Source organism: Wolbachia endosymbiont of Armadillidium vulgare str. wVulC (assembly GCF_001027565.1).
Classification (GTDB): domain Bacteria; phylum Pseudomonadota; class Alphaproteobacteria; order Rickettsiales; family Anaplasmataceae; genus Wolbachia.
In genome coordinates this window covers 238,638-254,067 of the sequence record NZ_ALWU01000010.1, presented here as the reverse complement: position 1 = coordinate 254,067, position 15,430 = coordinate 238,638, and the positions used below count along the sequence as shown (strand labels likewise).

Annotated in this window: 10 protein-coding genes and 2 pseudogenes; 7 read left to right on the top strand and 5 right to left on the bottom strand. The window is 35.8% G+C overall.

Translation table 11 applies throughout. The features are described 5' to 3' along the window. Positions 1-7: 7 nt before the first annotated feature. The 5 genes from wVul_RS09160 to wVul_RS06755 form a co-directional block, all read right to left on the bottom strand. Positions 8-163, bottom strand: a complete 156-nt coding sequence (locus wVul_RS09160; RefSeq protein WP_153295678.1) for a hypothetical protein — start codon at positions 161-163, stop codon at positions 8-10. A gap of 178 nt (positions 164-341) precedes the next feature. Continuing rightward, positions 342-842 (bottom strand): hypothetical protein, encoded by a 501-nt coding sequence (locus wVul_RS06770; protein ID WP_047759126.1) that lies wholly within the window; start codon positions 840-842, stop codon positions 342-344. Between the two features lie 33 nt (positions 843-875). Then, a complete protein-coding gene (locus wVul_RS06765; protein WP_047759127.1) occupies positions 876-1,679 on the bottom strand; it encodes an AAA family ATPase in 804 nt (267 codons plus the stop codon). Positions 1,680-1,701: 22 nt separating this feature from the next. After that, positions 1,702-2,517: an ATP-binding protein gene (locus tag wVul_RS06760; protein ID WP_047759128.1), complete on the bottom strand. Its 816-nt coding sequence runs from the start codon at positions 2,515-2,517 to the stop codon at positions 1,702-1,704. 56 nt (positions 2,518-2,573) lie between these two features. Beyond that, positions 2,574-3,089: an RNA polymerase sigma factor gene (locus wVul_RS06755; protein WP_047759129.1), complete on the bottom strand. Its 516-nt coding sequence runs from the start codon at positions 3,087-3,089 to the stop codon at positions 2,574-2,576. 222 nt (positions 3,090-3,311) lie between these two features. Here wVul_RS06755 and wVul_RS06750 point away from each other — a divergent pair, with 222 nt between their 5' ends. From wVul_RS06750 to wVul_RS06720, 7 genes and pseudogenes are all read left to right on the top strand, one after another. Next, entirely contained in the window at positions 3,312-5,429 is a 2,118-nt protein-coding gene (locus wVul_RS06750; protein WP_047759130.1) for an AAA family ATPase, read from the top strand. Between the two features lie 2,233 nt (positions 5,430-7,662). Then, positions 7,663-8,124 carry a crossover junction endodeoxyribonuclease RuvC gene (locus wVul_RS06745; protein ID WP_047759131.1) on the top strand — a complete coding sequence of 154 codons (462 nt, stop codon included), beginning with the start codon at positions 7,663-7,665 and terminating at the stop codon, positions 8,122-8,124. 103 nt (positions 8,125-8,227) lie between these two features. Then, positions 8,228-9,442, top strand: coding sequence for a DNA modification methylase (locus wVul_RS06740; protein ID WP_047759132.1), 1,215 nt, complete (start codon positions 8,228-8,230; stop codon positions 9,440-9,442). 133 nt (positions 9,443-9,575) lie between these two features. Next, positions 9,576-11,468, top strand: a complete 1,893-nt coding sequence (locus wVul_RS06735) for a hypothetical protein (RefSeq protein ID WP_047759663.1) — start codon at positions 9,576-9,578, stop codon at positions 11,466-11,468. Positions 11,469-11,651: 183 nt separating this feature from the next. Then, positions 11,652-12,134, top strand: coding sequence for a hypothetical protein (locus tag wVul_RS06730; RefSeq protein WP_047759133.1), 483 nt, complete (start codon positions 11,652-11,654; stop codon positions 12,132-12,134). Positions 12,135-12,153: 19 nt separating this feature from the next. Next, positions 12,154-13,613, top strand: a pseudogene (locus wVul_RS06725) (ankyrin repeat domain-containing protein). After that, positions 13,601-15,428: pseudogene (locus tag wVul_RS06720) on the top strand (phage terminase large subunit family protein). The pseudogenes wVul_RS06725 and wVul_RS06720 overlap by 13 nt, the downstream one beginning before the upstream one ends. Positions 15,429-15,430 lie beyond the last annotated feature (2 nt).

The window sequence follows — 15,430 nt, the reverse complement described above, 5'->3', positions numbered from 1 at the left end:
TCCTTAGTCAATGTTGGACAGAAAACGCAGAAGGATACTTCTTTACAATATACCGATACAATTCTTCAGCGCTTTTTTTGTCACCTGCAATGAAGGTAAAAAATTCAACTACGTCTTCTTTAATTTTAGCTACAATCTCCGGCTCTTTCTCCTGTTGTCTCAACTATTATTTTATCTCCACGTAAATCTCCAATATAAAACTTACTTTTGTAAAACTTGCCACCAGGTAGTAAATGGAGTTTCAATTCTATCAATTACTAACGCTTTTATTTCTTCTAGAGATCTATTCATAAAAGGTGCCCTCCAATAATTTATGATAAAAAAATGATTCTTTTATTTACTTAGAAAGGTATCCAATCAAGCTCAGTATTTTGATGTTGCTCTGGGATAATAACCGTAGCAATCTTATTTTTTTCTCCATATCGATCAGCTTCAATACCAACTTTTGCAGTAAACTCTAACCCATTAAAATCAGCTATAGAGTTGACTTTTCTAGCAATAACTGCTTTTTCTGAAGTGTCATTTGAATGAATGTTCCGTGCTGACTCTAAAATACTTCTAAGCATAGAACGTCCAGATTCTCCCCAAACATCTTCTCCTTCAACGCTTGCTTTGCCACTTTTGACACCTATAATCTGAAAAATCTTGCGTTTTGCATATGGACCTTCAGTGACAGTAAATTCAACGTTTAAATAGATGCTGCCAGTAGTGTAGCTTTTAATGAACCAATTTTCATAATCTCCTGGTTTAATTGCCATTTTTACCTTGACTATTGTACCTTTTGGTATTAAATTACTTTGTAATTTTGCAGTATTAAAATCAGTTAAAAAATCTGATAACATATTGTCTCCTATAAATTAAATGAAAAAAAGAAATCAACTCCATTGGTCTGCAAGCTTCCAACGACTATCTATCTTATCAACAAGCTTACTTGCTACACGTTCACCATTACGAAGCTCAAATACTATTTGACGGACAGTGCTTTCCTCATCATGAGCAAACATCACCATGCCAGTACTATAAAATCCCCTCAAAGAACCAGCTCCGCTTAAACCCTGAAATGGATCTTCTTCCAGCATCTTTTTTGATAATTTTTTTGTATGATGAGTGAGTACAATGCAAGCATCTGGATTGACAGCACTGCGTAGCTTTTCAAGAGTCTTTTGCAGAAAAAACAGCATAGCACTGTTATCATTTTCATTTCCATACTCACTGCTAAAGATGTTACGCAATGGATCTATGGCCAAAACATCAGGTTTAAAGCGTTCTTTCACGATTTCCTTGATTTCACTTATTTCATCATGATTAAATGATAAATGCACTTTTGGCGTAATGATTAAGTTGTTAGCAGCTACATTCAAAAGTTCGTTATCAAGTTGAAGTTGTTGCAACCGTTCTTTCATATATTCATATTCAATTTCAGTTTGCATGTAGAAGATCTTCAAAGGTCTACTCGGCGTCATGCCAAGAAACGAAACTCCAGCAGCCATGTGGACAAGCCAAGAGATCAAAAAGTCACTTTTGCCGATTTTAGGTGGGCCACCCAGTACCAACAAACCTCTTTTAGTTAGAATTCTAGGGGAAATTATGTCCTCTGGTATTGGCGTTTGATCACTTAAATACTCCTTTACGCTGAAAAAGGGGATTTTTTGACCGATATTGAAAAAGCTTTGTTCCATATCACTCCTTTTAAAATTAAATTTAGGCAACAGAAGCCAAGGTTTTGGCTTTAATTTTCGCAAGTAATTTACCTAAATGCGGTTCTTCAACCATATTCAGGCAGCCACTGCGATCTTTAGCGGGATATCCCCAAGAGTTAATAGTCTGACAGACAAATGAACGTTTCTCTGTACCATCATCTTTCTTGATTCCAACCATGATAATTACTTCATCAACAATTCCAGGGAGTTCACTGGCAGTTTTAGCCCCTTCACATTGAGGAAGCCAGGTTGGACGATTGAAATCATCAAGATACTGACCTAAAGTGCCAACTATGATGATGTCTTTATCCCGAATATGTTGAAACTGATTGAGCCATGCCATCATCTCCTGAGCAAGTGTTCCGTAAGCAGCTCTCATGTCCTGTTTCCCTGATTTCTCAGAAAAAGCTTCAGGTTGCATCTTTGCCCAAAGTAGACATAAACGTGATGCAACGGTTATACTGTCGATAAAGATAGAGCGGTATTTAGAAATCTCCGAAAGAAGATCTTTGTACTTACCAGATACATGCTCATAGTGTCTTTGACTATATGCTTGATCAGATTTTAATGCAGGGTTTGGACCACCAATAAGGCAAGCTACATCCCGTGCTTCATTCCAGGTACGAATACTGATAGAATCCCCTTTCCACTCCTGAACGGCTAAAAGTCCTGCTTCAAAATCAAGGCAAAGTGTTGTTGACTCATCAAGAGTTTTAAGTAGACTGGTTTTGCCAATTCCGTAAGGTCCAAAGATTACTATCTTCACACCTGTTACCATTTTTACTCTTTCTTCGCTGTTTATTATTTTTAAAGTCATATATCGTGGCCCTCCTATAAGAGTTATACTAGAACTGTTACTTATTGTTTGATTTGCTAAAAAAAATTTTTTATGTGCCGTCTTATTCGTTGCAAAGTGTTATAAACCGTTGTGCGTGGTATTCCATTTATTTCAGCTATTTCTGGAACACTGAAAAATTCCAGTTGTCTGCATAGTACTTGCCATTCTTGGGGTAGTGTTGAGATAACGTCGTTCACATCAATACGAGTTGTTATTTCAGTGATAAAACGACATCTATCATCGACCACTTCATGTAGCTCATCAGGATCAACATAGAATATACCTTGTCTGCCGCCGCGTTTTTTGCAGAGTTGCTTATTGATTAAATTAATAGCTCGACACTTAATAAGTTGACATACAAAGGTAGAAAAAGAGCTTCTACTTTCGTCATATTTCTCAATAGCAGGCCAAATCATACAGAAAAGTTCTTGCTCAATATCTTCAAGGCTTTCATGAACAAAACACTTTAAGTTTTTTATACATTTTGCGTAATGTCTAACGTATTTAACAATTATGGGATCAATTCCCGAGCAAGAATTCTTTGATTTCATAACTTTTCTTGAATAATTAACTTCTTCAAGAATGGTTGTTTTCGGAAACTAATTGTAATTGCGGAGCAAAATTAAATAATTGTGATGCGATTTTTAACTTACTGATATTCTATGCTTTTTTTCTGAGAATAATGGCGATAGCAATTTAAATAATGGTGATGGCGCACAACAAGCAGCAATTACAGTATAAATCATATAAGAAATGATTGAAGGTTTTGAACTATGAATTTCGGTTTAAACAGTGAAAGATTAAAAGCAGAACTATTGTTGCAGATAAGATCGTGTCTTTCGTATTTACTACCTAATGGCACTTTTTGCAGAAATGAGTTTCAAGTAGGGGATATCTGGGGTAATAGAGGAAAAAGTTTAAGAGTAGAGCTAAGTGGCAGTAAAGCCGGGTTATGGAATGATTTCGCAACCGGGGACGGTGGTGACATTATCGATCTTTGGGCGGCTGTGCATAGAAAAAACGCCAAAACAGAGTTTTCTGAAGTAATGGCTTCTATAAGTGAATGGCTTGGCAAACAACACACTAGAGAAAAAAAGAGTATCAAAGATCTAGAACAATACATGACTTGTAGCTGGAATTATTACGATGAGAACAACCAAGTTATTGTTATAGTTTACCGATATGATCCACCTGAAGGAAAGAAAGAATATCGTCCTTTTGATGTTAAAGAACTGAGATTTAAAGAGCCAGATGTAAGGCCACTCTATAACATTCCAGGAATTTTAAAGTCTGATAAAGTTGTTCTGGTTGAAGGGGAAAAATGTGCTGAAGCGCTTATAGAACAAGGTATCACAGCTACAACAGCAATGTTCGGGTCGAATGCATCTCCTGATAAAACAGATTGGACACCGCTTAAAGGTAAACATATTGTCATTTGGCCAGATAATGATGAAGCAGGCAAACGATATGCTGAAAATGCTGCCAAAAAGCTGTCAGATCTTGGTGTTGCATCACTTGTTACTCTTAAGATTCCACAAAATAAACCAAAAGGTTGGGATGCTGCTGATTGTGTACAAGAAGGTATAAATGTCAAAGAATTTTTAGCTTCAACTCCGTTACTTACTATTGATACTCCAGCTACTGATACTTCAAATATGAAAAGTTTAGAAAGATCCACAAAACAGCCACTTAACATTTTAGATTGGAGTGCAGAGCGCTTTGCAGGTCCGGTACCAGAGCAAAAGTTTCTCGTTGAAGGTCTATTTCCTTTAGGTGTTACTTCAATAATAGCAGCAATGGGAGATACAGGCAAAGGTATGCTTCTTCTTGACCTAGCGCTTAAGGTTGCAAGTGATAAGGATCAGATGTGTGGCTTTGGTTCACTTGTTACTGAACATGGATCAGTAGTGATTTTTTCAGCAGAAGATGATGCAGGTGAGGTACACCGCCGCTTAGAACGACTTGACCCTAAATGTGAAAGATTAAAATATAAAGACAAACTATTTATTGTACCACTGCCAAACGTTAGAGGATCACTTACAATACTCAGAAATGTTCGTGGTAAAATCGTCGAAGTTTCTCCTGAATTCGAATCCATAATGAAACAGCTCGAGGAAATTAAAGATCTGAAATTGATAGTATTTGATCCACTTGCTTCATTTATCCATGCAGATATAAATGCTGATCCTGCTGTAGGGGATTATCTAATGTGCTTATTATCTGATTTAGCATGTAGTACTGGAGCTTCGATAATTACTGCTCATCACATGAGAAAGCCAAAAGGAGAAAAACCAATATTAACTGCTGAACAAGCACGCGATGCAATTAGAGGTACCTCTGCTCTTGTTAATGGTGTTAGATGCTCATACGCTTTTTGGCCAATAGAAAATACAGCTAGGCTAGAAATCTTTAAGGCAGTAGGAGAAACACCAAGACAGAATGCTTTATTTCATGGGGCAGTTGTGAAGGCCAATGGGTTAGCTGATCGCACTGTAAGAACTTATCTAAGAAATCAGGAAACAGGTCTACTAGAAGATATAACAATACAACTAACAGTTAAAAATGCTAGTGAAAAAGACCTTAAAATATGTCTTATCGATGCAGTTACACGATCTGCTGCTTCAGGGCATCCATTTACTCACACAGGAAGCACAGGAGTATATAAGCAACGACATAGACTACCTGAAGTTTTTCACAGCATGGGAAGGGATAGACTAGAGCGTATGGTACAGGAACTTTTGCAGGTAAAGCAGTTAGTTAAAGTGATGTCTACAGGTTCAAGAGAGGATAAGTGGCTTGACATTCCAACTGGACCATTTGCTTGTGGTATAGGAAAATTCACTCTTGGAGCTGAAGATTTTAGCTATAGGGAAAATTTAATGTTAGGATAAGTCTTTTTTTATGGGTAAAAATATTTTAGAGTTTACCCAGTTTTCTCTATTGCCCTTTCAATCTATATAGCTACTATCAATTTACATCCACTCAACTAAAACTTAGCACTTAAGAAATAGCACCATCAATGATTGTATTACATTCCTAATTCCTAGGTTCCTAAATCAGTAATTAGAAATCAGGAATCTAAATTCTGCGTGAGAGCTAGCTTTTTTACCTACGTTCCTAAAAGCGTTCCTAGAAATCACATGTCTAAAGTCAGCCAGTGAGGCGGATTCTAGCTTCCTAAAACCCTTATATATTATATATATATAATAGTAATAAATAATAACAGTAATAATAAATATAAAATATATTGGATAAATAGAAATAAAGAAGACCTAGAGAGATTACCACAAAACATTACTTAAATTTAATGAAAAAAATACAACTTTGAGACAATTGCATTTAGTGCGGATTTAAAGTGATTACACGACTCCAGGGTACAATTTACTACTAAGACCTAAGTTACTTATGTAAGGTAGCTTAAAACTCGATTATGAGGCATTTCTAAATTATCTTTTACCTTAAATTTTTACTTACTACAAAAAACCCTCTTTCATTTTATCATGTTTTTTATTCGTTGTAAAATATTTTTTCAAAATAATAAGCTAGATGAACTGCAAAGTAGTTGTCAACTGATGTTTGAATTACGTATGCTATTCCATCAAAATATAAATCAATAACTGCTGGCATATCAGAGGCTTATAAATAAAGATTATGGCCAAAAGTTAGATGCAGAACGTTCGCGTAGGTATTCTACAATTAATTTATACGGAAGGGACGTCTATATACAATAAATTCGTTCTGTCAGGCATTTGAGAATAAAGCAGGTCTTGGTAGTCAACATTCGATCCGTGAACGTATTGATACTTTAGCTACAAAAGGCTATGTAAAATTTAATAGAGAAGGTAAAAATGGAGCAAGAACTAGATATGGTGTGCTTTGTGTTGCAGGCATGGAAAAGAAAAGTACGGTATTTGATCATCAACTGAATAAAGAAGTGACAATTTATGAAAGGATTTTACCGACCGACTATAAATCACTGGAGAATGGTAGCATCTTACCAGTTGAAAATCCGAATACTTGGGTTCATCATAGCATCTGCAATTAATAAAGTTTTCATAGAAACTATGAGTTACTTCAGTCTTCGGATTTGCTCAGTTTGTCTTCAGAATTTGCTTAGTCTATGCAGACTGAATTTAGTGAAGGCAAAAGAAATGCGAGATTTTCAATAACTTAGAGGGATTGTCGAATTTTACAGCCGCAGACTGAATAATAGGGGAAAAAGCCAGGATTATAGAGGGTTTTGTTCGACTTTCAGTTTTCAGAATAACTCCTATTATTATATAATAATATAGTAGTATGACTTTAAAACATACTACTCTGTTCGTTTCTCTTTTACTTACAATAATAAGCTATGGAAAGCTCTCTTTCAAAGTTATCTGATAAAAGAAATGAAAGACAAATGGCCTGTAATTGCGTTTTAAGACGATTCTATGATCTGAGATACCACCCTGACCTAACTAACGCTTGTAACACCCTTTAAAACTCGAATAAAAGGCACTCCAAACAATTCTATTGTTGTAAAACAAACTTACGCGTAAGTTTAACGTCATTTTTATTCATTGTAAAGAAAAAATTTGTATGAAGGTCTTATTTAGAAAACTCACTTTGCAATAGCTTTACTTCTACCATAAGTTTAACAGGCTTCAGAAGGCTCTTACTCTCATCTTTTTTTTATGCTGATAAAACTCAAATAAACACTGAGTTTGGTCAGGTCTCCGTGGAATACTCAATAGCCTCTTGGTATCTGATAGCAAAAAAAAGAAGTGTAATCTGAGGTGAGCTTTTGGTGAATTGAGAAATTTTCAATTCTTTCAAACGACTTATTGTTTTTTCAAATCTAGCTCATATCAACTTTTTGGAAGAAATAACTTAACTAAAACAAAAAATTTTAGTGCAAATCAAATTTCTGACCTCATTTCTAGTATATATCTGTTAAGAGGTGGTTGAAAGAGCTACTATAACGTAGACAACCTCGACCCACATACTTCTTAGGGGTAGCACATGATTCTTGGATTTCCGTTGTTGGCCAATAAAAAAACTATAAACCGCTTTTTGATAGTACATTTTGACAGAACCAAACGATATTTAGGAATTAGTGCTACTTATAGTTTTAAATAATAGCAAATGCTAACACTAGACCTCGGCAAACAAACAGGCTGGGCTATTCTCAAAGACGGAGTAATTCAAAGTGGCAGTGAAAACTTTCATGGTAGCCGTTTCAGTGGAGGTGGCATGCATTTTTTGAGTTTTCGCAATTGGCTTAATTCCTTGGAGCATAAGTTCACTGCGGTTTATTTTGAAGAAGTAAGAAGACATCTTGGAACTGATGCAGCGCATTGCTACGGTGGTTTCCTTGCCGTTCTCTCTGCTTGGTGTGAGGAGAACAATATTCCCTACCAAGGTGTTAATGTTAAAACTATCAAACGCTTTATAGCTGGTAATGGTAATGCAAGCAAAAATGAAGTTATTGAAGCGATACGTGAAAAAGGTTTTTCACCTCGAGATGATAACGAAGCAGATGCTTTGGCATTAATGTTCTACGTTAATAATTTTAGTAAAGATTTTAATATGCTAGATAGCACATAGGAAGTGGGTCCTTTCGGCCAGGCTGGCGGGTTTGGTGGGTTCGACCCCAGGCCTTCTCTAGCGTCAGATATATTTTGAATATTAACTTTTTAATTATTAAGATATGAATTTAGCAATCCACTACTATCCTACTCGAAACCTAGTTGAATATGAGCGTAACCCACGTAAAAATGACGATGTGGTCAACAGAATGTGTGCTTCTATTCGAGAATTTGGCTTTCGTATACCAATAGTTGCAAAAAGTGATGGCACTGTGGTTGATGGTCATTTAAGACTTAAAGCAGCAAGAAAACTTGGTATGGAAAGTATACCAGTGGTCTTAAGTGATAATTTAAATGAACCACAAACTAAAGCTTTTCGATTACTGGCAAATCAATCAGCTAATTGGGCAAAGTGGGATGATGAGCTTTTGAAAGTAGAAATTCAAGAGTTAGAAGATTTACAGTTTGATCTTAAAATGACTGGATTTGAATTAGAAAAAGTTCAACATTTCCTTGATGATTTAGATAGTGAAAAAGAAGATTTTTCTGACTTGGTTGGTGATGACAAAAAAGTAACAAAACCAGGTGATTTTTGGATTTTAGGTGATCATAGAATCTATTGTGGTGATAGCTCTGTAGTTGAATCATATAAAGCGCTGTTAGATGATAAAATGGCAGACATTACTGTTTGTGATCCTCCATATAACGTTGATTATGGTAGCAGTCAAGAAAGAGAGGATAAAAAGATACTAAACGATAATCAAGGTGAAAAGTATGAGCTTTTTCTCTATGATATTTGTACTCATATTTTAGCATATACTAAAGGTGCAATTTACATCTGTGCATCATCATCAGAGTTTTCAACGTTGCAAAAAGCATTTGAGGAAGCGGGAGGAAAATGGTCAACTTTTATCATTTGGGCGAAGAATCACTTTACGCTAGGAAGATCAGATTATCAAAGACAATACGAAGCAATGCTTTATGGATGGAAAAGCGGCAATAAACGTGAGTGGCATGGCGGTAGAAATCAAAGTGATCTGTGGTTTTATGATAAGCCAATACATAACTCACTGCACCCAACAATGAAGCCAGTAGAGCTAATGGAGAGAGCAATAGTAAACAGCAGCAGATCAGGAGACATAGTACTTGATCCATTTAGCGGTTCTGGAAGTACACTGATTGCATGTGAGAGAACAGGAAGAATTTGTAGGACAATAGAGCTAGATTCAAAATTTGTAGATGTAACCATAAAACGTTGGCAAGTGTACACAGGTAGGGAAGCAATTCTTTCTGGTGCTGGTAAAACTTTTTCAGAGATTCAAGAAGAAAAACAGTAAGAAAAAAGTGGAAAAGATAACGCAAACAGAAATTTAGTAAGCCTTGGTAGTTGTAATATTAATTTACTGGTATATACCGTATTTTAATGAGTTTAGCGTAACAAATAACTTTGGATTAAATGTGGTGTACTCAATGAATCAAGAAAAGACGTTAGCTGGAGTAGTAACGTCGCAAACAAATAATGAAGCATCGTTTTCTGAAGAAGTAGAAAATAATGTTTCAAATTCTACACTATCTGTTAAGGAGAGAATTGAATTGTTTGAAAAAGGTACGAAGCAAGAACCTGACCTGAACACTGAATGCAAACTAGCTTCTTTAAATGTGATTAGCAATAGTAGCGATAGCAGTATTACAGCAAAAATAGACGAAGCAGGTGCTGATTTTTCAGTGAGTTGTTCTTCTTTAGTATTTGATGATGGTAAAGACATAGAGGACGAATTTAATGCAGTTTGTGAGGCAAATGGAATAGAATATAACCGTCCGTATTCTCTTGATCAGCTTGAGGCAGCATCCAACACATCTTCCAACCCCAAAATAGACAATACAAAAGAAATGCAAAAAGAGGAAGAGGATAAAGAATTAGGAGATAAACCAAAGCCGTTACCTAGGAATGGAATGTTGGAGAAGGACAATATTAGAAATGTAGCTCCACCTTCACCTAGAACAGCAGAAAATCATCGGTTGAGTATTATTCAGGATATTGCACCACCAAAGCTACCACATTCTTCTTTCCAATTAAATGGAGAAAAATGTGATGAGCAAGAAGCTATAGGAGAACCTATGTATGCAACTATAGACAAAAATAAAAAATTCTCGAAAAGAGGTTTAGATGGTGAAATAAACGATCAAAGTCCGGAGATGGAAAAGTCAAATTCTGAAGAAACATCAATTAAGAAAGGATCAGAAGATATAATTGGTGAACCTGTAGATCTGAATACAAAATTTTTAAAAAAGAGTTTGGAAGGAAGTGATAGTGGAATAGACAATAGAAGTGCAGAGATGACAAGATCAAATTCTCAAGTAACAGAAATGAGTGAGTCTTGTGGCAATCAAGGATGGGAGAATATGTCATTAAATCATGATAGTCCAGTTACACTTTCAACTAGCTCATCAGAAAAAAGTGATAATGAAGAAACCCCGTTAATTAAAAAAGAAAAGAAAACAAATAGAATTTTGCCAAGAGTAAAATATGCAGTGCAGCAGAAGGAATTTATAATTTTCGGTATAGCTGCTGTTGCACTTAGCGTTTCTGCAGCTTTGGTATATTTACAGGATAAAGCACAATTTATTGCATTTTTTGCAAACAGTGTCATCTATGTAACTATACCAATTCTAGCTGTTGCATTATTGGTTGCAATTAGTCCGATATTTTGTGGAATAAAGCAATTTAGAGATACTGAAGAGTGTCAAATAGGGAGAAAGAATGCGAATGAAACTTTGAATCAGGTGCGAGAGTATCAATCAAAAGATAAAGTAATAAAATCAGTCAAACTGGAATACGGCAATGGTACTCATTCGCATTTTACACTTAACGCTTGGGAGGGTAAGAACAACTTCATTAATATTGACGACAAAGTCATTAGTAGAAGAAATAAAGTAGAATCAGTAATCAAAGATAGGCCATTATTTACAGCATTATTAAGCAGTTTGGTTGCTGCAAATATAGTATTGCCTTTATTACTGTATGTAGAAGGTGGTATTAATAGTGTACAGAAGTTTTACCAGAACGCTTTGATTAATAACGTAGGGTTATCACTACTTATAGGCTCGAGTATACTTGCACTATCAGTGATATTCCTTGGAGTACATTACTACAGAAAAACAAATTGCACAAATCTTGTATATTGTGAGGAAAGAATTGAACCAGAAAAAGTTAATGGAAAGTTCATTGAGGAAACAAAGGAAGCAAGGACAAAAGTGCTTGAAGAAAACCATAGTAAAGATGCTAAATGCAGCAGTTTAACGCTAGAGCAAGTAGTGGTTGAATCTCATAACTACAAAGATGTAATTTATAGTATTAGTTGAAAATAGCCAAATTTCACTATGTAAAAAGAAAGCAGCTATAAACCGGAGTACTTCGCTCTATATTAGTAAAATATCTCTAAGACGCTGGCAAGTATAAACAGGTAGGGAATTGCTGATACTGGCAAAACCTTTTCAGAGATTCAAGAAGAAAATTCGTAGAAACAAGAGAGAGGAGAAAAAAAAGTGAAAATCACACAAACAGAATGGGCAAGAGAGATAGGAGTATCAAAGCAATATGTCTGTTATTTAGTAAAAAAAGGAATAGTTGAGTTGGAGGATGGACTCATTGACCGAGAACAAGCAAACAGGGCTATAGAAACAATCAGAGATCCAAGTCAGCCACTGAGGAGGAAAAATCCAGAAAACGAAAATACAAGTAACCTTTCCACGATGTTGCTAAAAACTAGAATAAAAAATGAAATGGAACGAGGTAAACTGCTTGAGGCAAAGGCAAAAGCTGAGATTGGTGAACTTGTAGCAGTAGAGGAAGTAAAGCGCGAAGCATTTAATGTAGCAAGAGTTGTCCGTAATAATTTGCTTAATATTCCAAATAGAGTTTCAGCACTGCTTGCATCACTGAGTGACACTGAAAAGATTCATATGGCGCTAACTGAAGAGATTACAAACTCATTACAAGAATTATCTAATACTAAATTTCAAATATAAAAAAGATTTTGAATATAAAATGGCTGATAACTTAAGTTTAGAGTTAATAAAATGCCTCATTAATCAACCTGGATTAGATGTTAATGTCAGAGGGTTAAACGGAAAAACTCCACTGCATTGCGCTATAGAGTTTAAGCATGGTGGATTTGTTACTCACGAAGAAGAACATTAATCCTTTTGTGGAAGATAATGAAGGTTCTTGATTACGCCAAAGAAGGGAAAAAAGCAGAAATATTACAAGCACTAATTAATAACAAGTACGGGTCAGAACAAGATAGCTTACTTCATTTAGCTGCAATGATAGGTGAAATTAATGCAGTGAGATATTTGATCAGAAAAGGTATTGACGTTAATGTACGAAATGCTTTGCACCATACTCCATTACATCTAGCAGCAGGCATAGGACATGCAGAAGTTGTAAAGATTTTGATAAGAGAAGGAAAAGCTGAAATAGATGTCTTTGATGCACGAAATCAGACACCAATGCACTATGCAGTTAATAATAAAAAGTTGGAGATAGTAAAGTTACTGCTGAAGCTTGGAGCAGATGTGAATAGTGCACGCATGGGACAAAACTCAATACCTGTGCATATAGCTGTAAGTAATGCTAATTACGATGAAAGAGACTTATGTCTTGATATCCTCAAATCCTTAATAAAGGAGCCTAATGCTCAAGTAAATTTGCAAGACTACGAAAATAAAACACCACTACATTATGCTGAAAGACTAAAAACAATAGAAGTTTTACTAACGCGAGAAGATATAGACCCTCTGGTAAAAGACGATAGCGGTAAAACACCATTTGATTACGCTAAACCTGAGATAAAGAAGGCTTTGATGAGTAATAAATACGGTTCTGAAAAGAATAGTCTACTCCATTTAGCTGCACAAAGAGGAGAAATTGAGATTGTAGATGCAATTTTAAGAGAAGAAATCGATATTGATATTGTAAATAATAAAGGTTTATCACCGGTTTACCTTGCTGCGGAAAAAGGGCATTTACATGTAGTAAAGTTATTGCTGAAAAAAGGAGCAAATTATACACCTGTTTTACATTTAGCAATTAAATCAAACAATTTAGAGTTACTTAAAGTTTTGTTTACTGAAAAAAATGGGTCTTTGCTCTGCAGAGATACCGTTGTTAATTTTCCAACCCTTCATAATAAATATATAGCACAGAGAGAAATAGCAGATAAAAGGACGAAAAAACATAATAATATTATCTGCATCTATACTACAGTCAGCGCAATAGCAGTAGCAGTATATATAGGGTTGATAACAACAACAATAAGCAGTGCAATCATTTTTGCAACAATAACAGGGGTATTTGTGCTTGTTATAGCAATAATGATAAGTGAGATGAGCAAAAGATATATAGAAAAGGAATTTCAGAAAAAGATGTTTATGGAATTGGATGAGTGTAGTTCTATTGTTAATGATGTCGAGATAGAACCAGTTATGAGTAGATGCAGACAATGATATACGCTACATCTTTTTCTGAAGGTTTAAGGCCAGATCCCCAGCTTAAAGTATCAGAGTGGGCGAATGAGTATCGAGTTTTAGCGCCAACTGCAGCATCAGAGCCAGGTAAATGGAGAACAGAAAGAACTCCTTATTTAAAAGAAATAATGGATTCACTATCACCATCTTCACCTGCAGAAAAAGTAGTATTCATGAAAGGAGCGCAGATTGGGGGAACAGAAGCTGGCAACAATTGGATTGGCTATATCATCGATCAAACACCAGGTCCAATGCTGGTAGTACAGCCAACAGTTGAAATGGGAAAACGTTGGTCAAAGGGAAGATTTGCACCACTGATTGAAAGTACACCATGTTTAAAAAGTAAAGTAAAAGACCCAAGGTCAAGAGATTCAGGGAATACTGTACAAAGTAAGGAGTTTCCAGGTGGAATAGTAGTAATAACTGGAGCGAATAGTAGTGTAGGACTGAGATCTATGCCAGTAAAATATCTCTTTCTTGATGAAATAGATGCCTACCCAGGAGATTCAGGAGGAGAAGGAGATCCAGTACTGCTCAGTATTGCTCGAACTAATACATTTGCAAGGCGAAAGATTTTTTTAGTATCGACACCAACGATTCATGGAATAAGCAGAATTGAGAAAGAATTTGAAGCAACAGATAAGAGATATTTTTTTGTTCCCTGTCCGTATTGTAATTACTATCAAGTTCTAAAATGGTCACAAATAAAATGGGAAGATAAAAATCCAAGTACAGCACACTATATATGTATAGAATGTGGTGAAAAGATAGAAAATCATCAAAAGACAGAGATGCTTGAACGTGGAGAATGGAGAGCTACAAATCAAGTACACAATAGCAAAGTAATAGGATTTCACCTTTCAAGTCTTTATAGCCCAGTTGGGTGGTATAGTTGGCAACAAGCAGTAGAGGATTTTCTCCATGCAAAAGAAAGTGAACAATTACTAAAAGTTTGGATCAACACAACGCTTGGAGAAACCTGGGTAGATAAAGGAGAAGTACCTGATTGGAAGCAATTATTTAACAGGAGAGAATTTTTTCAGATTGGCACAGTACCAAGGAGAGAAGTGGTACTTACTGCAGGAGTAGATGTCCAAAAAGATCGTCTAGAGGTGGAAGTTGTAGCATGGGGAAAAAGTCGTGAAAGTTGGTCAATAGACTACCGAGTATTTGAAGGAGATACAGGAAGTAGAGAAGTATGGAAAAAGCTTTCTGAGCTCCTCAATCATCATTTTATTGGTGAAAATGGGCTTGAATATATGATAAGTATGATGGCGGTTGATGCAGGGTATGCAACGCAGGAAGTTTACAACTGGGTGAGAAGTCATCAAGGGTCTGGAAGAGTAATGGCAGTGAAAGGTGTAAATAAAGCACTAGTGCCGCTGAGCAGCCCAAGTAGAGTAAGTTGGAGGGCAAAAGCTGAAAAGAGGAATAAAGCTCTGGCCAGTCGGAGTATCGATATTAAAGTCAGAGCTTTTTCAATTACTTAATATTTTAAAAGAAGGTGAAGAAACACCGCCAGGGTATTGTCATTTTCCCGAGTATGCACCTGAGTATTTTAAGCAGCTAACGGCAGAGCAATTAGTCAGCAAAGTAGTAAAAGGATATACCAAACAAGAGTGGCAAAAGGTAAGAGAAAGAAATGAAGTACTAGATTGCCGAATTTATGCAAGAGCAGCATCGATAGCACTGGGAATAGACAGATGGCCAGAGAGTAAATGGAATAGTTTAAGTGAAAAACCGGAAAGTAAAAAATCAAAGAAAATAGTCAAAAGCAAATGGATCAGCAAGTAATA

Bases quoted from the DNA above. Each gene is read 5' to 3' on its own strand.
- wVul_RS06765 (WP_047759127.1), bottom strand. From the start codon at position 1,679: ATGGAACAAAGCTTTTTCAATATCGGTCAAAAAATCCCCTTTTTCAGC.
- wVul_RS06735 (WP_047759663.1), top strand. From the start codon at position 9,576: ATGAATCAAGAAAAGACGTTAGCTGGAGTAGTAACGTCGCAAACAAAT.
- wVul_RS06740 (WP_047759132.1), top strand. From the start codon at position 8,228: ATGAATTTAGCAATCCACTACTATCCTACTCGAAACCTAGTTGAATAT.
- wVul_RS06755 (WP_047759129.1), bottom strand. From the start codon at position 3,089: ATGAAATCAAAGAATTCTTGCTCGGGAATTGATCCCATAATTGTTAAA.
- wVul_RS06760 (WP_047759128.1), bottom strand. From the start codon at position 2,517: ATGACTTTAAAAATAATAAACAGCGAAGAAAGAGTAAAAATGGTAACA.
- wVul_RS06745 (WP_047759131.1), top strand. From the start codon at position 7,663: ATGCTAACACTAGACCTCGGCAAACAAACAGGCTGGGCTATTCTCAAA.
- wVul_RS06770 (WP_047759126.1), bottom strand. From the start codon at position 842: ATGTTATCAGATTTTTTAACTGATTTTAATACTGCAAAATTACAAAGT.
- wVul_RS06750 (WP_047759130.1), top strand. From the start codon at position 3,312: ATGAATTTCGGTTTAAACAGTGAAAGATTAAAAGCAGAACTATTGTTG.